Source organism: Sphingomonas degradans, assembly GCF_053502645.1.
In genome coordinates this window covers 3,119,860-3,140,043 of sequence record NZ_CP177172.1, presented here as the reverse complement: position 1 = coordinate 3,140,043, position 20,184 = coordinate 3,119,860, and the positions used below count along the sequence as shown (strand labels likewise).

Annotated in this window: 19 protein-coding genes and 1 tRNA gene; 9 read left to right on the top strand and 11 right to left on the bottom strand. The window is 66.6% G+C overall.

What is annotated here, in order from left to right; translation table 11 throughout:
- Positions 1-14: 14 nt before the first annotated feature.
- The 3 genes from ACG3SL_RS14375 to ACG3SL_RS14365 all read left to right on the top strand — a co-directional run bounded on the left by ACG3SL_RS14375 (position 15) and on the right by ACG3SL_RS14365 (position 3,236).
- Positions 15-1,463: an FAD-binding oxidoreductase gene (locus tag ACG3SL_RS14375; RefSeq protein WP_448661858.1), complete on the top strand. Its 1,449-nt coding sequence runs from the start codon at positions 15-17 to the stop codon at positions 1,461-1,463.
- A gap of 47 nt (positions 1,464-1,510) precedes the next feature.
- On the top strand, positions 1,511-2,284 hold the full coding sequence (locus ACG3SL_RS14370) for a SapC family protein (RefSeq protein ID WP_448661857.1): 774 nt from the start codon (positions 1,511-1,513) through the stop codon (positions 2,282-2,284).
- A gap of 370 nt (positions 2,285-2,654) precedes the next feature.
- Positions 2,655-3,236 carry a hypothetical protein gene (locus tag ACG3SL_RS14365; protein ID WP_448661856.1) on the top strand — a complete coding sequence of 194 codons (582 nt, stop codon included), beginning with the start codon at positions 2,655-2,657 and terminating at the stop codon, positions 3,234-3,236.
- A gap of 39 nt (positions 3,237-3,275) precedes the next feature.
- Here ACG3SL_RS14365 and ACG3SL_RS14360 read toward each other — a convergent pair whose 3' ends face one another.
- The gene (locus ACG3SL_RS14360; protein WP_448661854.1) at positions 3,276-4,121 is read right to left on the bottom strand and encodes an N-formylglutamate amidohydrolase; all 846 of its coding nucleotides are present in this window, start codon (positions 4,119-4,121) and stop codon (positions 3,276-3,278) included.
- A 116-nt stretch (positions 4,122-4,237) separates the two neighbouring features.
- Between ACG3SL_RS14360 and cpdR the strand changes: the two genes are divergently transcribed.
- The 4 genes from cpdR (at position 4,238) to ACG3SL_RS14340 (ending at position 8,887) form a co-directional block, all read left to right on the top strand.
- Positions 4,238-4,612, top strand: a complete 375-nt coding sequence (cpdR, locus tag ACG3SL_RS14355) for a cell cycle two-component system response regulator CpdR (RefSeq protein ID WP_448661853.1) — start codon at positions 4,238-4,240, stop codon at positions 4,610-4,612.
- Positions 4,613-4,673: 61 nt separating this feature from the next.
- Positions 4,674-4,748, top strand: a tRNA-Val gene (locus ACG3SL_RS14350).
- A gap of 123 nt (positions 4,749-4,871) precedes the next feature.
- A complete protein-coding gene (locus tag ACG3SL_RS14345) occupies positions 4,872-7,853 on the top strand; it encodes a TonB-dependent receptor (protein ID WP_448661852.1) in 2,982 nt (993 codons plus the stop codon).
- Entirely contained in the window at positions 7,853-8,887 is a 1,035-nt protein-coding gene (locus tag ACG3SL_RS14340) for an alginate lyase family protein (protein ID WP_448661851.1), read from the top strand. The genes ACG3SL_RS14345 and ACG3SL_RS14340 overlap by 1 nt, the downstream gene beginning before the upstream one ends.
- On the opposite strand, the gene ACG3SL_RS14335 is transcribed toward ACG3SL_RS14340, so the two are convergent.
- On the bottom strand, positions 8,884-10,308 hold the full coding sequence (locus ACG3SL_RS14335; RefSeq protein WP_448661850.1) for a hypothetical protein: 1,425 nt from the start codon (positions 10,306-10,308) through the stop codon (positions 8,884-8,886). The two genes, ACG3SL_RS14340 and ACG3SL_RS14335, sit on opposite strands and share 4 nt — an antisense overlap.
- Before the next feature lie 279 nt (positions 10,309-10,587).
- Here ACG3SL_RS14335 and ACG3SL_RS14330 point away from each other — a divergent pair, with 279 nt between their 5' ends.
- Positions 10,588-12,465 (top strand): methyl-accepting chemotaxis protein, encoded by a 1,878-nt coding sequence (locus tag ACG3SL_RS14330; protein ID WP_448661849.1) that lies wholly within the window; start codon positions 10,588-10,590, stop codon positions 12,463-12,465.
- Positions 12,466-12,540: 75 nt separating this feature from the next.
- Here ACG3SL_RS14330 and lpdA read toward each other — a convergent pair whose 3' ends face one another.
- The 5 genes from lpdA to ACG3SL_RS14305 are packed head-to-tail and all read right to left on the bottom strand — an operon-like array spanning position 12,541 to position 16,516.
- Positions 12,541-13,941, bottom strand: a complete 1,401-nt coding sequence (gene lpdA, locus ACG3SL_RS14325; protein WP_448661848.1) for a dihydrolipoyl dehydrogenase — start codon at positions 13,939-13,941, stop codon at positions 12,541-12,543.
- 6 nt (positions 13,942-13,947) lie between these two features.
- Positions 13,948-14,607, bottom strand: a complete 660-nt coding sequence (locus ACG3SL_RS14320) for a hypothetical protein (protein WP_448661847.1) — start codon at positions 14,605-14,607, stop codon at positions 13,948-13,950.
- Entirely contained in the window at positions 14,600-14,989 is a 390-nt protein-coding gene (locus tag ACG3SL_RS14315) for an acyl-CoA thioesterase (RefSeq protein WP_448661846.1), read from the bottom strand. The genes ACG3SL_RS14320 and ACG3SL_RS14315 overlap by 8 nt, the downstream gene beginning before the upstream one ends.
- Entirely contained in the window at positions 14,982-15,209 is a 228-nt protein-coding gene (locus ACG3SL_RS14310) for a hypothetical protein (protein WP_448661844.1), read from the bottom strand. The genes ACG3SL_RS14315 and ACG3SL_RS14310 overlap by 8 nt, the downstream gene beginning before the upstream one ends.
- A 14-nt stretch (positions 15,210-15,223) precedes the next feature.
- A complete protein-coding gene (locus ACG3SL_RS14305; RefSeq protein ID WP_448661843.1) occupies positions 15,224-16,516 on the bottom strand; it encodes a pyruvate dehydrogenase complex dihydrolipoamide acetyltransferase in 1,293 nt (430 codons plus the stop codon).
- 135 nt (positions 16,517-16,651) lie between these two features.
- Here ACG3SL_RS14305 and ACG3SL_RS14300 point away from each other — a divergent pair, with 135 nt between their 5' ends.
- Positions 16,652-17,107, top strand: coding sequence for a universal stress protein (locus ACG3SL_RS14300; RefSeq protein ID WP_448661842.1), 456 nt, complete (start codon positions 16,652-16,654; stop codon positions 17,105-17,107).
- A 115-nt stretch (positions 17,108-17,222) separates the two neighbouring features.
- On the opposite strand, the gene ACG3SL_RS14295 is transcribed toward ACG3SL_RS14300, so the two are convergent.
- The 4 genes from ACG3SL_RS14295 to ACG3SL_RS14280 form a co-directional block, all read right to left on the bottom strand.
- Positions 17,223-18,140, bottom strand: a complete 918-nt coding sequence (locus ACG3SL_RS14295) for an RcnB family protein (RefSeq protein WP_448661841.1) — start codon at positions 18,138-18,140, stop codon at positions 17,223-17,225.
- 109 nt (positions 18,141-18,249) lie between these two features.
- Positions 18,250-18,738 carry a GAF domain-containing protein gene (locus tag ACG3SL_RS14290; protein WP_448665135.1) on the bottom strand — a complete coding sequence of 163 codons (489 nt, stop codon included), beginning with the start codon at positions 18,736-18,738 and terminating at the stop codon, positions 18,250-18,252.
- Positions 18,739-19,006: 268 nt separating this feature from the next.
- Positions 19,007-19,408 (bottom strand): alternative ribosome rescue aminoacyl-tRNA hydrolase ArfB, encoded by a 402-nt coding sequence (gene arfB / locus ACG3SL_RS14285; RefSeq protein WP_448661839.1) that lies wholly within the window; start codon positions 19,406-19,408, stop codon positions 19,007-19,009.
- Positions 19,401-20,051 (bottom strand): RluA family pseudouridine synthase, encoded by a 651-nt coding sequence (locus ACG3SL_RS14280; protein WP_448661837.1) that lies wholly within the window; start codon positions 20,049-20,051, stop codon positions 19,401-19,403. Before ACG3SL_RS14280 ends, arfB begins: the two co-directional genes overlap by 8 nt.
- Positions 20,052-20,184: the final 133 nt, after the last annotated feature.

The following is a 20,184-nucleotide window of genomic DNA, read 5'->3' as shown; positions in this document are numbered from 1 at the left end:
AACCGATCCCCACCATGACTCCCGCGCAACGCCATCTCGTCAATAGCGTCCGCGAACGCTTCGGTCCCAAAACGGTCACTACCGATGCGGCGGACATCGCGCCGTGGCTGCGCGACTGGCGGGGCCGGTACGAGGGCGTGACGCCCGCGCTCCTTTCGCCCCAATCGACCGAACAGGTCGCCGCGATCGTCGCAATGGCGGCGGCGGGCGGCGTGCCGATCGTGCCGCAGGGAGGCAATACCGGCATGGTCGGCGGGGCGATTCCGCCGACGGATGGATCGGCGCTGCTCCTGTCGCTGCGCCGGATGCAGGCGATCCGCAGCATGGATGCAGCAAGCAATCTGGCGGTGGCGGAAGCCGGAGTGATCCTGGCGAATCTGCACGCCGCCGCCCATGCGGTCGGGCGTCGTTTCCCGCTGACGCTGGGGGCAAAGGGTAGTGCGACGATCGGCGGGCTGTGCTCGACCAATGCGGGCGGCACCCAGGTGTTGCGGTTCGGAACGATGCGCAGCCTGGTCGCCGGAATCGAAGCCGTGCTGCCCGACGGCACCGTCCATGACGGGCTTCGCCCGCTGAAGAAGGACAATCGCGGCTATGACCTGACGCAGTTGCTGGTCGGGGCGGAGGGGACGCTGGGCGTCATCACTGCCGCGACGCTGCGGCTGTTCCCCGCGATCGTCGAGCGTGCGGCGGCGTGGGTGGGGGTCGAAAGTCCGCCTCAGGCGCTGGCGCTGCTGCGCGCGATCGAGGCGCAGACCGACGCGATCGAGAGCTTCGAGATCATACCCGCCGACACGCTCACGCATGTGCTGTGGCATGTGCCCGGCACGCGCTCGCCGCTGGAGAGCGCGCCCGCCTGGCATGTGCTGGTTGAGGCGGTGGCGACCGATCCGGGTGCGGAGGCGCCGGCAGCGCTGCTCGAGCGCCTGCTCGCGCCCGCGCTGGAGTCGGGGCAGGTCGCCGATGCGGTGATTTCCACCAGCGAGGCGCAGGTCGAGGCATTCTGGACGCTGCGCGATTCGATCTCGGCGGCGGAGCGGGCGCTGGGCCCGGCGATGCAGCACGATATTTCGGTGCCCGTCGATGCGATGCCCGATTTCCTGATCGAGGGCGCGGCGGCGGCGGAGCGGCGCTTTCCGGGTACCCATGCCAGTGGCTTCGGGCATCTGGGCGACGGCAATGTCCATTTCCACGTGCGCGCGCCTCAGGGCGTCGATCCTGCGCGCTGGTATGCCGAGGAGGCGCCCGGCGTCAGCCGGTTCGTCCACGACATGGTCGTGGCTGCCGGCGGATCGATTTCGGCCGAACATGGCATCGGGCAAATGAAACGCGCCGAGCTGGAGCGGCTGAGCACCCCCGCGCGCATGGGTGTGTTGCGGGCCGTGAAGGGCGCGATCGACCCGCTCGGAATTCTCAATCCGGGCAAGCTGGTGACGCTTGCGCCCGAGCGCGGCACGCCATAGACCCGCGAGCATTCATTCCACCCTAGCGGTTTTTTCAGGAGAGTATGATGGCCAGCGCGCCACAGCAGGGACTTCCGTTGTTCTACAACCAGATCGAACCGCTCTCGAGCCAGGCGCACGGGGACTTCCGCGCGCGTTCGTTCGACAAGGCGACTTTCCTCGTAAACCAGCACGCCGTGCCGGTGACCGTCGAGGAATTCCCGATGGTGCAGCGTTTCATGCCGATCGTCTTCTCGGTCGGCGACGAGCCGGTGCCGCTGGGCCTGATGGGGCTGAACGAGGGCGTGAACGTGTTCTTCGACGACGAAGGCACGCTGCTCGAGCAGAATTTCTACGTCCCCGCCTATATCCGCCGCTATCCGTACCTGCTGGCGCGCCTGCGCCCGGACACCGACGAGCTGTCGCTGTGCTTCGATCCCACGGCGGGCACGATCGGCGCGTTCGAGGACGGCACCCCGCTGTTCGAGAATGGCGAGCCGAGCGCGATGATCAAGGACGTGCTCCAGTTCAACGAATCGTTCGAACAGGCCGGTGCCCGCACGGGCGCGTTCATGAAGGACCTGAAGGACCTGGGCCTGCTGATCGACGGCGAAGTCTCGATCCAGCCCGATGGTTCGGACCAGCCCTTCGTCTATCGCGGCTTCATGATGGTCGACGAGGCCAAGCTCAACGAACTGCGCGGCGACCAGCTGCGCAAGATCGTCCAGAACGGCATGCTGCCGCTGATCTACGCCCATCTGTTCTCGCTGGCGCTGATGCGCGACATCTTTGGCCGCCAGATGCGTCTGGGCAAGGTGCCGCAGCCGCAGCTCGTCAGCTAAACGGCAACGCCTTTCACGGCGCGCGACAAGGGGCGCGGCGGATGACCTGAACGGGCGTCCGCCGCGCCCTTTTTCGTTGGCGGGAGCGGCGGTGGGGCGTTGTTTTCGCACGATTAAAAGATCGCTTTGCGGCCCCTTGAAGTCGCGGGACCGGCGCCTATATTCGTGTGGTACGGCTTCGTGTTCCCCCCCTTTCGCGGGGTCGTATGACACGCTTTCAGCGTGTCTCCTCCCTGAACCTTGGCCACCTCGTGCTTCGTGCACGGGGTGGTTTTTTTATGGCGGTCCGGGGGCGCTGCGCGTCGAGCACGCCGTCGGCCGGCAATCGGCGCAAATTGCGGAGCCTTGCAATATCGTGCACCCTCCGGGGATGCGGCGTTTTCTGCCTGCTCTGGCGCTATTCGTTTCCCTGGGCGCGGGAGGTGTTGCCGCGCCCGCCGAAACGACCGAGCGCGCCAGCAATTTTGGTGCGATCACGGTGGTCGAGGAAGTCCGCACCCGTGATCCGGGAGCGCCGCCTGTCATGCACGTGGCCACCGAATGGACTCGCCTGCATTTGCGATGGCAGACCCAAGACCGCCGGCTCTCCGTGACGTTGCGCGATGACGGCGAAATGCTGGATATCGATGTCAGCGCTGGCGACTGCCTTCTTTTCGCGCGGTATCAGAGGTTCGAGCCCGCAAAGGGCGAGCCCGCATTGTGGCGCAGTATGATCGCCGCCGTCCGCACGCAGCTTCAGCGTTGCGCCGGGATAAAACCATCAGCGGCGACATCCTATCAGGCCGAAATGCGCAGGGCGGACAGCGACTTTGCGCTGGCTGTGGAGGCGATGAAAGATCGCTCGCGCGTCGTTTTCGGTCCCAATCTCAAGCGATGCCGCCCCTTTTGCCACAAGCCGGGGCAGCCGGCCTTCTTCGAGCCGTTTCAAAACAGGTGTGATGGCAGGTGGTGAGCGGTGTTGCCGGGCCCGCCGCGGACGGCGGGGAAGCGGCTATTCCGCAGCGAGGGCCGTCGGTACGGCTTCTTCGGTGACGGCGTCGATGATCGCCCGCAACAGCGCCACTGTCGGCGCGAGGCCTTCGCCTGTCTCCGCCAGCGCGGGATCGAGATACAGCGTGCGATCGAATTCCAGCTGGAGCGCGTGGATGCCCCGTCGCGGATCGCCGTGCTGTGCCAGGATATGGCCCCCGGCATAGGGTGTGTTGCACGCCATCGCCACGCCATGCGCGCGCGCGACGCCCTCGATCCGGCCTGCGAACCGGCTGCCCGCCGATTTGCCGAACCGGTCGCCCAGCACGAGCCGGGGCGAGGTGTCTGCGGGGCCGAGCGGCGGCATCGAATGGATGTCGAGCAGCACTGCGATGCCGAACCGGGCATGCGCCGCCGCCAGCGCGCCGGACAGCGCGGCGTGATAGGGGCGGTGGTCGGCCGCGATCCGCAGCGCCACTTCGTCCGCGCCCAGCCGCCGCCGCCAGATATCGCCCGAAGCCCCCACCCGGCGGGGGACGAGCCCCAGCCCGCTGCGCAGCTTTGCCGACATCGGTACGCCCATTGAGGATGCGCCGTCGTCGATCCGGGGATCGCGCTCCTGCTCGCTGCGGTTCAGGTCGATCCAGGCGCGCGCGCGCTGCGCCACGAACAGCGTTTCGGTCCGCCGGGCGGCAAGTGCGATCGCATCGGCATGCCGGTCCTCCAGCCCGCGCAGCGCCGCCAGCGGCACGCGCAGCGCCGCGCACAGCGACGGGGGATAGTCGCGTCCGGCATGCGGCACGGAGAGCACGACCGGGCTGAGCGGCTCCGGCGGCCCGTGGCGCTCGAAGGAAACGGCGTGCGTCACGCGTCCATGATTAGGGCAGGTGGGGCACATCGGGCAATGGCACCGCGCACGGACAGTGGAAAATGTTGCGCGCTTCGCGCATAGCTGCCGGCCATCTGTTGCAACTGGGGTTCACGATGATCCGGATTCTGCTGGCCGAGGACGATCGCGTGATGCGCGAATACCTCACCCGCGCGCTTGAGCGGTCGGGCTATGCGGTCAGCGCGGTCGATCGCGGCACGGCGGCGATCCCCTTGCTCGAAAACGAGCATTTCGATTTGCTGCTGACCGATATCGTGATGCCCGAAATGGACGGAATCGAGCTGGCCCAGCGCGCGAGCGAGCAGGCGCCCGACATGCGCGTGATGTTCATCACCGGATTCGCGGCGGTCACGCTGAAGGCCGGAAAACAGGTTCCGCAGGCGCGAATCCTGTCCAAGCCGTTCCACCTGCGCGACCTCGTGCTCGAGGTGGACCGGCTGTTTCAGACGGAGAATGCAGGGCTGAATTAAAATAGTGAAATCGGGTGTTGCGCACTCCGCGAAGCCCCGCTATTGGCCCCCCTCTCCTTGGGGGCGTGTAGCTCAGTGGTAGAGCACTGTGTTGACATCGCAGGGGTCGCAAGTTCAATCCTTGCCACGCCCACCATTTCTAAAAGCCCGTCGGCTCCGCAGAGCCGGCGGGTTTTTTCACGTTCCGGCTGAGGCACGCGGCGTCGGCGTTGTCGCGCGCCGCAAGGTCGATTAGGCTGCCCCCTTGGGGGGAGGCGCCATGGCTCGGGGAAGCGCGGTGTCGCGGCTGCTTATTTCCGCAAGCGGGCTGACGTGCGCACTGGTGGCGCCGCACCCCGCGCATGCCCAATCGACTGCGGCCCCATTTACCGAGCCTGCGGAGGATCAGGCCGCGTCGGGCGAGATCGTCGTCACCGGCTTTCGCCAGAGCTATGCCGACGAAGTGCGCAGCAAACGCGCGGCGATCGAAGTCAGCGATGGCATTTCGTCCGACGATCTTGGCCGCATTCCCGACCTGAACATCGGCGAGGCGTTGCAGCGCGTGCCCGGCATCCAGCTCAACCGCGAGGCGGAGGGGCGCGAGGCGACGATCAACCTGCGCGGCCTGCCGGGCGAATATGCCCGCACCACGCTGAACGGCGTGGCCTTTGCCGAGCCGATCCTGCAATCCTCGACGCCGCTGGGCGCGTTCGCATCCGACATTTTCAGTGCGGTGCGCGTGCAGAAATCGCCGATGGCCGATGCCCAGTCGGGTGGGCTTTCGGGTATCATCGACCTGCAGATCGCACCCGCTTTGTCGCGCAAGGACGGGGTGCGCGTGAAGCTCGCGCTCGATTACAACGAATTGGGCGAGCAGGACGAGCCTGGTGCGACCCTTGGCATCAACCGGCATCTGGCGGAGAATTTCGCGGTGTTCGGCATCGTTGCGGTCAAGCACGAGCGGTTTCGCCGCGATTCGATCCTGTTCAACAGCTATGGCGTGCTGTCGGCCGCGACGACGCCGGATTTTGCGGCGCGCTATGCCGATTATTATGCGCCCGCCGGCAGCTGTGCCACGACCAACGCCAGCGTCGTCGGCTGTGTCGCGGCGGCGGGGGGCACCGGCGCCAAGGGGCTGACGGGCGTGCAATATGTCTCGCAGAACCGCCAATATGTCCGCCGCAACGAAGGCGATCAGGTCTCGGGCGCAGCGGGCGCGGAATGGCAGGTGGGGGAGCGGGCGAAGATCGGCGTGACCGGCCTGTACACCGATCGGCGGCAGGGCGAGACGGTGCAGAACCTGCAACTGCTCAACTTCAGCGGCACCGGCGCGGTGATCGACCCGACCGGCGCGGTGCAAGAGGGGGCGAACGGCGCGCATTTCGTCGAGCGCTTCAATTTTTCGAACATCGGCGTCATCAACGATTCGCGGCTGTTCCCGCAGGTGCAGCGGGCATGGGGCATCAACCCGGTGCTGACCTATGAAGGCGGCCGGCTGCGCGCGACGACCACGGGCACCGTCTCCCGCGCGTCGAACAGCGCGGTCGAGATTTTCGCCGAGTTCATCACCGGCCAGCAGGCGGGGCGATCGAACGGCGTGACCGGCAGCTTCGACAGCGGCGGCGGCGATTACTCGCGCTATTTGCTAACGCTGGCGCCGAACCCGGTGTCGAGCGGTACGCCGCGCGTCGGCTGGACCTGGGCGGGGCCGGCGGACCAGCAGAGCTGGTACGATTCGCCCGGTGGCACCCCGGGCCGCAACCGTTTCAACCTCGCCGGCACCCAAAGCTATGCGACGAGCAGGGTTATCGCGATCCAGCAGGACCTGGCGGTCAGCCTCGACACGGGGCCGCTTTCGGCGATTCAGGTCGGCGCGCGGTTCGAGCGGAACGGCTATCGCTCGCAGGGCTATCGCACCAATGCGGCGGGCGTGCAGGGCGGCAATATCGACAGTGGCTTTTTGCGGCTCAATCCCGACAATGGCGATTTCTTCCAGGGCACGCTGCCGGGGTTCAACCGCAACTGGCAGGTGCTGGACATGGCGCGGGTGGTGGCGGCGCTGACGCCGGTTACGCCCTATAACGGTGCGGCGCTGGCGCCGGTCGGGTTCAACATCAATTATACCGACAACGGCTATGCGCTGTACAACTTCACCAACGATACCGACGTCCTGTCCGGCTATGCTGAGGCGAAATATCGTGCCGCGCTGTTATCGGTTCCGGTGCGCGGCGTAGTGGGCCTGCGCTACGAGCACGCGCGCAACGAGGTGCACGCGCTCAATCGCATCCGCCCGGCGTCGAGCGGCCTTGGCCTTGCGAGCGACTATGCGTTCCAGCGGTTCGACAACGACTATGGGCAGTGGCTGCCCTCGGCGATCGCGGTGTTCGACGTGACCGACCGGCTGGTCGTCCGGCTGGCGGGCTATCGCACCTATGTCCGCCCGCATCCGCGCCAGTTCACGCCGGTCACGCTGGTCGGGGCGCCGAGCACGACCAATGTGATCCCGGTCACGCTCGGCAATCCGGACCTGCGGCCGTATAGCGCCACGTCGTTCGACGGCACAATCGAATGGTATAACCGCGCGAACGGGCTGATCGCGCTCAGCCTGTTCTCGAAGCGGCTGACGGGCGTGGTCCAGCAGGTGCGCGGCGCGCGGCTGCTGTGCCCGGCCGATGGCGGCACGCTGGGGCTGGGGCCACTGCGGATCGAGGGGGACCAGTGCTTCACCAGCGCGCCTGCCGACAGCAACGGCAATCTCCAGACGCTGAGCCTGACCGGCTTCGTCAATTCGGACACGCCGTACACGGTGCGCGGAATCGAGTTCAACGTGCAGCAGAACCTGGATTTCCTGCCCGGCGCGCTGCGCAACCTGGGGGGCGGGTTCAACTATGCCTATACGACGATCCGCGGCACCAACAGCGATGGCACCGCCGCCACGCTACCCGGCATATCGAAGCACAATCTCAACGTCGTCGGCTATTATGAAAGCGCGCTGGTCGGCCTTCGCCTGAGCTACAATTATCGCAGCCGGTACGACCTGTCCGCCACCGGCACCTTTTCCGGCGCGGCGCGGCAGGTGATGTCGCGCGGACAGCTGGATGCGTCGGCATCGCTCAATTTCGCGCCGGGGTTGAGCCTGTCGCTCAATGCGTTCAATCTCACCAATGCAGTACGCAAGGAGTATCAGGGCGTGGAGGCACAGGCGCGGCGGATCGACTATGACGGGCGCACTTATCGCCTGGCGATCAACGCGCGGTATTGATGCGCGCGCTGTTCCTCCTCGCGGCGTTGACGTGGGCGCAGCCCGCTTCCGCGCAGTTTGCGGTTTTCGCACCCGGCACGCCAAGCGACGCAGCCGACCTGCAATCCCCGGTGAAGCGCGCCACCGCCGCGCTCGATCGCTCCCCCGGCGCGATCCCGCGCCTGCATACCGAGGGGACGCTGCCCGGCCAGGGCATCCGCGAGATCAGCATCGTGGCGAAGCGCGACCAGCCCCTGACGCTCGATTTCGCGCTTGCGTGGAGACAGACCGGCGACCGCCGCTTTCTGGCGCAGGCCGAGCGGTATCTGACGGCCTGGGCCGACACCTATCGCCTGTCGTTCAATCCGATCGACGAGACCGGGTTCGACGTGATGCTGATGGCGACCGACCTGGTCGCGGCGGACCTGTCGGTGCCTGCGCGCGCGGCGGTCGATGCGTTCTGGCGCAGGATGGCGCAGGGCTATCTGCGGGCGATGGAGCGCCCCCGGGGCCACGCAATCACCAACTGGCAGAGCCATCGGGTGAAACTGGCGACGCTGGCCGCCTATCGCACCGGCGACGCCCGGCTGATCGCCCGCGCCCGCGCCGCCTATCGCGCGCAGATCGCCGCCAATCTGCGCGCCGACGGTTCGACTTTCGACTTCGAGGAACGCGATGCGCTGCATTATGTGACGTACAGCCTCGACCCGCTGATGACGGCGGCGCTGGCCGCGCGCGCGCATGGCGAGGACTGGTTCGGCTGGGGCGCCCCCTCGGGCGCCAGCCTGCCGCGCTCGCTCGACTGGCTGGCGGCATTCGCGCGCGGGGAGCGGACGCATATCGAGTTCGTCCGATCGACCATCGCCTTTGATCGCGAGCGCGCGGCGGCGGGGCAGAAGGAATATGCGCCGCATCCGTGGAGCCCCGGCGGTAGCGTCAACAGCTTCGCGATCGCCGCCGCGCTCGACCCGCGTTTTGGGCCGCTCGCGACCGAGCTCGCGGCCCGGTACAATCGGCGCCCGCCGGACTGGCTGCGGGCGTATCAGGCGCGTTAGCGCGCGTAGGGCGCCCAGGTGAGTGTCGCCTGATACTCGTCGGGCGCGGCGGGCAGGATCAGCCGCCCTGCGGTGCCGACCGCAAGCACCACCACCAGCAGCGCGATCCCGGCGCGCGGTAGCCGGGTGCCCTTGCGCGCCAGCAATATCGCCGCCAGCGCCGTCGCGAGCATCGACCACAGGTGATAGCGCAGGTCCGACGAAATGCTGATGAGCGCGAAGCTGGCCTCCAGCGTCAGCGCGGATGCCAGCAGCGCCTGTGCCAGCCGCGCCGCCGCATCCTGCCCCCGGAACGCCGCCGGGAGCAGCAGCAGCGCGACGACGATGTAGCAGACCGGCCAGCCGAGCGGCGACAGCACCAGCGGCGTGGACAGCGCCTGCACGTGCCGCGCGGCGGCGCCCGGATCGGCCAGGCCCACCATATTGGGCTCGCTGCCCTGCGGCAGCGCGGCGAGCGGCCAGTTCCAGCTGACGAACAGCCGGTTGGTCGAATTGAGATGCGCCAGCCGGTGCGCGGCATAGGCGATCGGGTGGTGCAGGATCGCGCGCACCCAGTCGCGCGACATTGTCCCCATCGGCGCGTTCTGCAAGGCCTTCAGGTCGCTGTCGCAGCGCGTGTCGTCGCCCAGCGGGTCCCAGAAAAAGGGCGAATAGCAGTGCTTAGCCGCGATTGCCGCGACGGCGGGGGCGGGCAGGGCGTCGGTGCCGCCGAAATGGGCGATTCCCGCACGGTCGTACAGCGGCTGGGTGCGCGTCACCCCTGTCTCGCGCGCACCGAGCAGGCGGTGGTTGACCAGCGGCGTCAGCGCGATCGTCAGGACGATCCCCGCCAGCGCCGCGCCCGTGCGCCAGCGCCAGCCGGGACGATCGACCAGCAGCACCAGCAGCGGCGCCGTTGCGAACACGGCATTGCTGCGCACCAGCGTGGCATAGAGCAGCAGCAGCGCGACCCCGGCCCAGCCGGGCGCGGACACGGCACGCCCCGCCAGCCGATACGCCGCGACGATGCCAAAGCCGGCGACCAGCGCAGCCACCATCTGCGCATCCTTCAGGATCGCGACCTGCCAGCCGAGGAAAGTGGGGCACGCGCCCAGCACCAGCACGACGGCGGCGGCGCGGGGGCGCCCCATCCGTGCCAGCGCCTGCGCGATCAGCCCCAGCCCCAGCCAGTAAAGCCCCAACTGCACCACGAACATCGGCGCCGCGCCGCCGCCGACCGCGCGCCTTAGCACGTCCCACAGCCGCGCCATGATCGGCGGATGCCAATCCTCGAACCGGCCGTTCAGCCCCTGCATATATTGCTGGACGCTGTCGTACAGCGCGTAGCCCGGCCAATAGAGCGCGAGCGATCCCGCGAGCAGCATCGCCGCCGCCGCGACCGGCAGCGTTGCGGCGATCCGGTGGCGGGTAATGTGCTGCACGAAAAGTGGGCCCGCCTGCATTCGCCGATACCTCCCACGGGCCAACCTGCCCCCGTGCGGCGTGGCTAGGACAAAGCGTGCGCGACGTCCAATCGGCGGCAGCGTGCTTCGGTCACCGTCTCGCCCAGCGACGGGGTACGGCGCCAGATCATGCTCCGTAAAAGCACAGTAAACCGGGGGATTCACGATTCGAATCAGCGGGAAATGGCATGCGGTGCGGATCAGCGTTCTAGAATGGAAACCGATAGGCGAATTAGCTTCTCTCAAGAGGTCTGGACTATGGAACAAGCACTAGGCCGGGTGGCGATCCCGGTGAAGATCATCGCGGTGTTGCTGTTGCTCGGCTTGGTGACACTGGGTGTCGCCTTTTCGGGGTCGCGCGCGCTGTCGAAAGTCGACTCGCAATACTCCGAGCTTACCGATCACCGTTTGCCGGTGACGACGCTCCTTGCCCGCGTTAACCGTCTTGCGGTTTCCATGGTGTATGCGGGCTATCGCACGATGGCGTATGACGGTTCTTCTGCGCAGGCAAAGGCCGCCGAGGCCGAAGAAAAGACCTCGTACGAGAAGGCGCTGGGATTTCTCGACCAGATCGAGACACTCGATCCATCGGCCAAGTCGGACGTCGCGGAACTCCGCGAACGGATGAAGACCATCCATACGGCGACGTCCAAGGCGGTTTCCCATGGCATGGTCAATGACAACGCAGGCGCCGCTCTGGCGCTGCAGCCGGTAGACGCTGAAATTATTGCCCTGTCCAAGGACATCGCCACGATCAACGATGGCCGGATCGCCGAGGCTAAGAAGCTCTCGGACGAACTGAGCAGCTCCGTTGCGTCGACGTCCACGTCGATGCTCGTCATCAGCTTCCTCGCGACGCTGGCGGGGCTTGGCCTCGGCTATTGCGTGGCACGCTTCGGCATCACCGGCCCGATCAACCAGATGCAGGAAACGATGCGCACGCTTGCCGCTGGCAACAATGCCATCGACGTTCCCGGTCTCGATCGCCGCGACGAACTGGCCGCGATGGCGCAGTCGGTGCTCGTGTTCCGCGACAATGCAGTGGCGATGGAAGCGCAGCAAAAGGCCAAGGCGATTGCCGACGCCGAGCAGAAGAAGATCGTCGACGCGCTCGAAGGCAATCTGGGCAAGCTCGCCGAAGGCGACCTGACCGTATCGATCTCCGTTGCGGTTGCCCCCGAATATGAATCGGTGAAGCAGAACTTCAACACTGCCGTCGGCGCGCTGTGCGACCTGATCGGGACCGTCGCGGAAAGCGCGAACTCGATCAGCACCGGATCGGTCGAGATCGCCCAGGCATCGGAAGACCTGGCGCGCCGCACCGAAGCCAACGCCGCCAGCCTGGAAGAAACCTCGGCCGCCGTGACCGAGATGGACCAGCGGCTGAAGGCGACGGCGGAATCGGCCAAGCGCACGGTTGCCCGTGCCGATGGCGCGATTTCCACCGTGCAGGGCGGCCGTTCGATCGCCGACGAAGCAGTGCAGGCGATGACTCGCGTCGCCGACAGCGCCAAGGGCATCGACAGCGTGATCGAAGGCCTCGACAAGATCGCGTTCCAGACGCGCGTTCTGGCAATGAACGCCGCGGTCGAGGCGGGCCGTGCGGGTGAGGCGGGCCGTGGCTTCGCGGTCGTCGCAGACCTCGTCTCCGCACTGGCGATGCGCGCCGAAGAGGAAGCGGGTCGTGCCCGCGACCAGCTGACCGCGACCCAGACCGACATCGTCGCGGCTGTGGAAATGGTGCAGAAGGTGGACGGGGCGCTGGCGAACATCACTGGCGACGTCGGCGAAGTCCATTCGCTGCTCGGCCAGATGGCGACCGACAACCAGGCGCAGTCGACCGCGATCAGCCAGATCAGCACCGCGATCGGCACGATGGACCAGGCCACGCAGCAGAATGCCGCGATGGTCGAGGAAACCTCCGCCGCCGCGCGCAACCTGAAGGCCGAAGTCGGTTCGATGACCGAGCAGGCCGCGCGCTTCAACATCGGCGGCAACATCCGCCCGGCAGCACGCAGCGCGGCCCCGGCGCGCGCGGCGAGCAAGCCCAAGACCAGCGGCTATGTGTCGCCGGTCAAGGCGCTCCCGGTCGCGGCGATGGCGGCCCCCAGCGGGGACGACTGGGCCTCCTTCTGAGGTCTCCCGCAGGCAAAAAAGAAGGCGTCCGGGTCACCCCGGGCGCCTTCTTTGCTTTTGGTCGGGGACGCGCGATCAGATGTGGAGCGCGCGGCCATAGGCGGCGAGGACGGCCTCGTGCATCGTCTCGCTGATCGTCGGGTGCGGGAACACCGTTTCCATCAGCTCCGCTTCGGTCGTCTCCAGCGTCTTGCCGACGGTGTAGCCCTGGATCAGTTCGGTCACTTCGGCACCGATCATGTGGGCGCCCAGCAGTTCGCCGGTCTTGGCGTCGAACACCGTCTTCACGAAGCCGTCGGCCTCGCCCAGCGCGATCGCCTTGCCGTTGCCGATGAAGGGGAAGGTGCCGACCTTGACTTCATAGCCCGCTTCCTTCGCCTTGGCTTCGGTCAGGCCGACGCTGGCGATCTGGGGGTGGCAATAGGTGCAGCCCGGGATGTTGCGCGGGTCCATCGCATGCGGGTGGCCGCCCGCAATGGCTTCGGCGGCGATCACGCCTTCATGGCTGGCCTTGTGCGCGAGCCAGGGCGGCGCGGTGATGTCGCCGATGGCGTAGAGGCCGTCGACATTGGTCTTGCAGGTCGGATCGGTCTTGAGGAACCCGCGCTCGTCCACTGCGACGCCCAGTTCCTTCAGGCCGATGTCGGCGGTGTTGGGGACGATGCCGATCGCGACGATGACATGGCTGAACTCGCTCGTCGTCGCCTTGCCCGCCTTGTCCACGATCGTCGCGGTCACGGCCTTGTCGGTCGCGGCGATCTTGTCGATCTTCGCGCTGGTGAGGATGGTCATGCCCTGCTTCTTCAGGGCCTTTTCCAGGTGGGCGGAGATGTCGGCGTCCTCGACGGGGACGATGCGGTCCATCATCTCGACGACCGTGACGTCGGCGCCCATGTCCTTGTAGAAGCTGGCGAATTCGATGCCGATCGCGCCCGATCCGATGACCAGCAGCTTGGTCGGCATCTCGCCCGGCGTCATTGCGTGGCGATAGGTCCACACGCGCTTGCCGTCGGCGGGCAGCCCCGGCAGGTCGCGTGCGCGGGCGCCGGTGGCGACGATGATGTTCTTCGCGGTCAGCTCGGTCTTCTTGCCGTCCGCCGCCGTGACGGTCAGCGCGCCTTTGCCGGTCAGCACGCCCGTGCCCATGTGCACGGCGATCTTGTTCTTCTTCATCAGGTGCGTGACGCCCTGGTTGAGCTGCTTCGCCACGCCGCGCGAGCGCTTGACCACTGCGTCGATGTCGGCGCTGATCTTCTCCGCCGCGAGGCCGTAGTCCTTGGCGTGCTGCATATAGTGGAAGATCTCCGCCGAGCGCAGCAGCGCCTTGGTCGGGATGCAGCCCCAGTTGAGGCAGATGCCGCCCAACAGCTCGCGCTCGACGATCGCGGTCTTCAAGCCCAGCTGCGACGCGCGGATCGCGGCGACATAGCCGCCGGGTCCGGAGCCAAGGACGATGAGGTCGTAGGATTCAGCCATTTACTACTACGCCTTTTTTGACAGATTAAACTTAGACGCCGCCTCGACGTCAATGTGCTCGGCTAGGCTGCTCAAATACTTCTGAGCGCACAGGGGCTTGTATACGTTTACTTTCTTGCCAAGTCGGTCAGATTTTGAACGAGACTTGTGCAAGTACAATTCATTCACAATGCCTCTGTTGTGAGTTATTATATTCCTCATCTGAATGTATCTGTTCAATCGCTTTCGTGATAGCCAGTGGTTGAGTGTCTTTATGCCGAAATTTGAATCCAGCATTTTAGAAAGCTCATCAATATTCTGATAACCTAAATCAAGAACAAATCTATCTATCACTGATTTCTGCAAACTGCGCATATCTGGTGCGCTGAACAATAGATCAGCCGGAAATTTCTTTCCAAAAATTGGACGAGGATCAGTTAGTAGTATTTCGTATACCAATTCAGTCAAATATGTCTGGAAATTGTCAACCGCGTTGGCAAATAAAAGCATGTTTAAAACATTGTAAGCCTTGTTGCCGTCTTCTTGGCATTGTTCGATCGGTTCGTTGCTGCTTTTGCCGGCGCTGTAATCCATAACGCCGCTAATGATAACTATACCACAGGTGGCGAAATTTATGCTGGCTTGGTTGTAATTGAGCCTTGCTTTCGACCAGAGATATTCAGCCATTGGCCTGCACCACCGGCCGCGGCTGGCGGTGTTCGTCGATCGCGACGAACACGAACTGCGCCTGGGTGACGAGGCAGCTTTCCTCGGTATGCCGGCCACGGCGCCAAGCGGCGACGTCGATCGTCATCGAGGTGCGGCCGACCTTGACCATGTCGGCATAGACGGTGACTTCGTCGCCGACCGCGACGGGGGCGTGGAACTTCATCCCCTCCACTGCGATCGTCACGGCCCGGCCCTTGGCATAGCGCGAAGCGGTGAGCCCCGCCGCCATGTCCATCTGGCTCATCAACCAGCCGCCGAAGATGTCGCCATAGGGATTGGCGTCGGCGGGCATCGTCGTGACGCGGATCGCCGGGCGCTTGTCGGGAGGGCCGTCAGCCATGCTGTTCTTCTTTCGTGGGACGCCCCAGCCGGGCGCGGTCGATGGCATAGGCGCGGCGGACGGGGCCGATGCCCATCGCCACCACCGCTACCATCGCGACATAGGTGACCAGCCAGATGTCGCTGGTCGCGCGTGGATAGGACCAGGCGGCGGCGGATGCGATCAGCACCGCCGCGACCAGCCCGATGGCGATGTGGATCACTTCGATCAGGACACGCATCGCCATCCCTCCGTTCAGGCGATCATGCCCATCGGCGATTCGACCAGCGCCTTGAACAGCTTCATCAGCTCGGCGCCGTCGGCCCCGTCGATCGCGCGGTGATCGAAGCTGCCGGTGGCGCTCATCACGGTCGCGACGCCCAGCGCGTCATCGACGATGTACGGACGCTTCTCGCCCGCGCCGATCGCCATGATCATGCCCTGGGGCGGGTTGATGACCGCTTCGAACTGCTTGATGCCGTACATGCCCATGTTCGACAGGCTGGCGGTGCCGCCCTGATATTCCGCCGGCTGGAGCTTGCCCTCACGCGCGCGCGCGGCGAGGTCCTTCATCTCGGTCGAAATGGCCGAGGGGCTCTTGTTCGCGGCATCGCGCACGATCGGCGTGATGAGGCCGGTGGGCGTCGACACGGCGACCGACACGTCGGCGCGGCTGTACTTGATGAGCTGGTCGCCGGTGTAGGTGACGTTGCACTTCGGCGTCTGGATCAGCGCGACGCCCAGCGCCTTGATGAGCAGGTCGTTGACCGACAGCTTCACGCCGCGCGGCTCCAGCGCCTTGTTCAGGTCGCCGCGCAGCTTGAGCAGCGCGTCGAGGCGGATGTCCACCGTCAGGTAGATGTGCGGAACGGTCTGCTTCGATTCGGTCAGGCGGCGCGCGATCGTCTTGCGGATGTTGGACAGCTTTTCCGCCTCGTGCGGGATGCTGTCGTCGAACCAGACGGCCTTGTGCTCGGGTGCCGAGGCGGCAGGGGCCGGCGCGGGCGTGCTGGCAGTGGGCGCCGGTGCGGCAGCGGCAGGCGCAGCGGCCTTCGCGCCTTCCAGATCGGCCTTGACGATGCGGCCATTGGGGCCGGAGCCGGTCAGGCTGGCAAGGTCGACGCCCTTCTGCGCGGCAATGCGCTTGGCGAGCGGGCTCGCCTTGATGCGGTCGCCGCTGGCAGTGGGAGCCGGTGCAGCAGCCGCGGCGGGGGCGGGAGCCGGTGCAGGCGTGGGGGCGGGCGCGGCCTCTGCCTTGGCGGCGGGCGCGGGGGCCGGAGTCGGGGCGGGCGTCGATGCGTCCTCGCCTTCGGCCAGGATCGTCGCGATCACGGTGCCGACCTTCACATTGTCGGTACCCTCGGCGATCAGGATCTTGCCGATCACGCCTTCGTCGACGGCTTCGAATTCCATCGTCGCCTTGTCGGTTTCGATTTCGGCGAGGAGGTCGCCCGATTTGACGGTATCGCCTTCCTTTACCAGCCACTTGGCGAGGGTGCCCTCTTCCATCGTGGGGGAAAGCGCGGGCATCTTGATTTCAATCGACATGCAATTTCCTGTCACTGGTCCAGGGGAGGTGAGGCGTGGCCCCTCCATTGCCGTGCCTTTCCCTAGGGTCAAGCCCTTGGGCTTGCGTCGCGTGCAATCGCGCGCCACCTATCGCGGGAGTCAGGGGGACAGGCCATGCGTACCTATCTGGTCGTGATCGACGACAGCCCGGAAGCGGAAATCGCGCTGCGCTTTGCGGCGCGGCGTGCCGTGAAGACGGGCGGCAGCGTGGAAATTCTGGCGCTTATCCCGCCGCTGGAGTTCGTCCAGTGGGGCGGCGTGATGGCGACGCTGGAAGAGGAAGCGCGCGAACGCGCCGAGGCGCTGGTGACGCGCGCGGCGGGCACGTTGTTCACCGAGTCGGGGCTGAGCCCGTCGATCACCGTGCGCGAGGGCGACGGCGCCAAGGTGGTGCGCGAGATGATCGCGGCGAACGAAGACGTGGCGGCGCTGGTGCTGGGCGCGGCGGCAAGCGGCCCGCCGGGCAAGCTGGTGTCGCATTTCACTGGCGCGGACGCGGGGACGCTGAGCGTGCCGGTGATGATCATTCCGGGATCGCTGGACATTGCCGCGATCGACCGGCTGAGCTGAACCCGAGAAAAGAGAGAAGGGCCGGGGCACGTATAGGCGCGCTCCCCGGCCCCTCTGCCCCGTGCCCGACCCTGGACGGAGGGGACTTTTCGGAAGGCTGGGCGCTATTCGCGCCTCAGCGGCAGACGCATTTGCAGCAGACCGGCTTCTTGTAGCGCACCGGCGCGCGGCGGACGACGCGGCGCGGGGCGGCGCGGACATAGCTGGTGCGCACCACTTCTTCCTGCACCACTTCCTCGGTCACGGTCGTCGTGGTGACGACCGGGGCGGGGGTGATGATGACGGTGGTGGTGCCACCGCCCGCCGCATAGCCATAGCTGCTCGCATAGGCCGCACCCTGGTACGCGCTGCCGCCATAGAAGGTGCCGCCCTGATAGGCGGGGCCGCATGTCTGCACGCACGGCGCGGGATAGGTCTGGACCTGCACCGGCGGGGGCGGCGGCGGGTAGCCACCTGCATAGGGCGCGGGCGCGCGGTCGTCGCGGCGCGCGTCATAGCCATAGGTCGGTGCGTCGTAATAGACGTTCGGATCGACCGGCTCGATCCGGGGCGGGCCATAGCCGGCGCCGACGGACGCGCTGGAATAGCTTTGCGACGCGGCATAGCTGTCGCCATAGCCGGCCGCACCGGCACTGCCCCAGAACGCGCCGACCGAATCCCAGATCCGGCCCGAATCATCGACCAGCACCGCGTCGTCATAATAGCGGATCCAGGCATAGCCGCGCGGCGGGGCAGCCAGTCCGAAGCGCAGATAATCGTCGATGCGGAAGTCCGACCGGCGCCAATAGCCGGGCAGCGTCGCCCCGCGACCCAGCCGGCGATAGGCGTTCCAGCCGCCCGGCGCACGGTGGCCGGCTTCCCAGCGGCCATCGGCGGCGGAGGCCCAGCGGCGCGTATCGTCGCGCGCGGCGGAGGCGTGGCCCTGTTGCGGCAGCACGACCCAGCGGCCGTTCTGCCAGACGCGCTGCGCGGTGGCCGGAGTCGCTAGCGCGAGTCCCGACACGGCGGCGGCGATCCAAATGCTGCGCTTCACCCTGTTACTCCCGTTTCGACGCCATGCGCCTTAACGAACGAGTAACCTTTCGGTCTGGCAGGTGAAATTGCGAGTCATGCTTAACGGCGTCCCGATCCGGGGCAGGCGTTCAATCCTGGACCAGCCGGGGCGCCAATATCCGCATCAGCGCCTCGCATCCCGCCGCGTCGCCCGCGTCGAAGCGCGCGGGCAGCGGGCTGTCGAGGTCGAGCACGCCGAGCAGCTCGCCCTGGTGCACGATCGGCACGACCAGTTCGGACCGGCTGGCGGCGTCGCAGGCGATATGGCCGGGAAAGGCGTGGACATCCTCGACCAGCTGGGTTTCCCGCGTCGCGGCGGCGGCGCCGCATACGCCCTTGCCGAACGGGATGCGGATGCACGCCGCCTTGCCCTGGAACGGGCCGAGCACGAGCTCGTCGTTCACGTTGCGATAGAAGCCCGACCAGTTGAGATCGGGCAGATACTGGCCGATCAGCGCCGACACGTTCGCCATGTTGGCGATCGCGTCGGGTTCATCGGCAGTGAGCGAATCGAGCGCGGCGGCGAGATCGCGGTACAGCTCGGCCTTGGTCTCGGCGGTGATGGTGAAATCGTACATGGCGCGCATGTAGGGGATCGCGGGGCGGATGGGGAGGGGGCGGCCCATCCCAGTATCGTGCTGGTGCAAACACGGGAGCATAGAGCGGCAGGCGATCCGTTTTGGTCCCTGGGCCCCCGCTTTCGCGGGGGAGCGGGTATGGAGGCGGGGGCGCACCACCCACAAAACCGTCACCCCGGGCTCGACCCGGGGTCCCGCTTCTTCGGGACTGGGGTAGACAGAAGAAGCTGGGCCCCGGGTCAAGCCCGGGGTGACGAGGGGGGCGGGTTCAGTCGAGCGAAACCTTGCCGCGTCCGGCCTTGATCGCGCTGCGGCCTTTTTTCTCGTCCACGCGGCGGGCCTTGGCGCCCTTGCTCGGTTTGGTTTTCACGCGGCGCGCCTGGCGTTCGAGTGCCTTGTCGAGCAGTTCGACCACGCGTTCGCGCGCGTCGGTGCGGTTGGCGTCCTGGGTACGGAATTTGCGTGCGGTGATGACCAGCTCGCCCGCTGACGTCAGCTTGGTCCCCGCCAGCACCTTGAGCTGCTGGTAGGCATAGGGTGGCAGGCCGAGGCGGAACACGTCGATGCGCAGCTGCACCGCGGTCGCCACCTTGTTGACGTTCTGGCCGCCGGGCCCGGATGCGGCGAGGAATTTCTCCTCGATGATCGCATCCTCGGGCAGCTCAGCCACGCCCGAACCCCAGATTGTGGAACCGCACCGGCAGCGGGGCATGGCCGTGGACATCGTCCTTGCCCTCGCGCGGCACGGTCAGCTCGGCCGCGTGGAGCATCACGGCGGGGCCGCCGCTGCCATAGACGGGATCGCCGACGATCGGCAGCCCCAGCCCCTCGGCGGCGTGGACGCGGATCTGGTGGGTGCGGCCGGTTTCGGGATAGAAGCTGACGAGGCTGCGGCCGTTCTTTTCCTCGAGCAGCTTCCAGCGGGTACGCGCGGGCTTGCCCGCCGGATCGCCGTGCATCCGCCAGCCGTCCTCGACAGTGGAGATCTTGGCCAGCGGCAAGTCGATCATGCCGTCCTGTCCCTCGGGCACGCCCTCGAGGATCGCCATGTAGCGCTTGAGCACGGTCCCCGCCTCGAACGCCTGGCCGAAGCGCTTGTGCGCCTTGGGATTGCGCGCGAGCAACAGGCAGCCGCTGGTGTCGCGGTCGAGCCGGTGGACCGGCTGGGGCAGGCGCTGGAAGCCGAAGGTCAGGTGATCGAGCAGATCCTCCAGGCTTTGCGAGCGATCGCGCGGGCGATCGACCGGCAGGCCGGCGGGCTTGTCGAGCACGATGGCTTCGCCGTCGATGAAGAGGATGCGGTCCTTGAACATGGCCCGTCCTATACAGGCTGGCGCCCGGACCGCCAGTGGCCGGCCCCGGAACGACGTACGGCGCCGTGCCCGGGCGGGGGCGGCGGCGCCGTACAGTTTCCTTATAGGGCGATCATTGTGTGTCGGGTGTGTC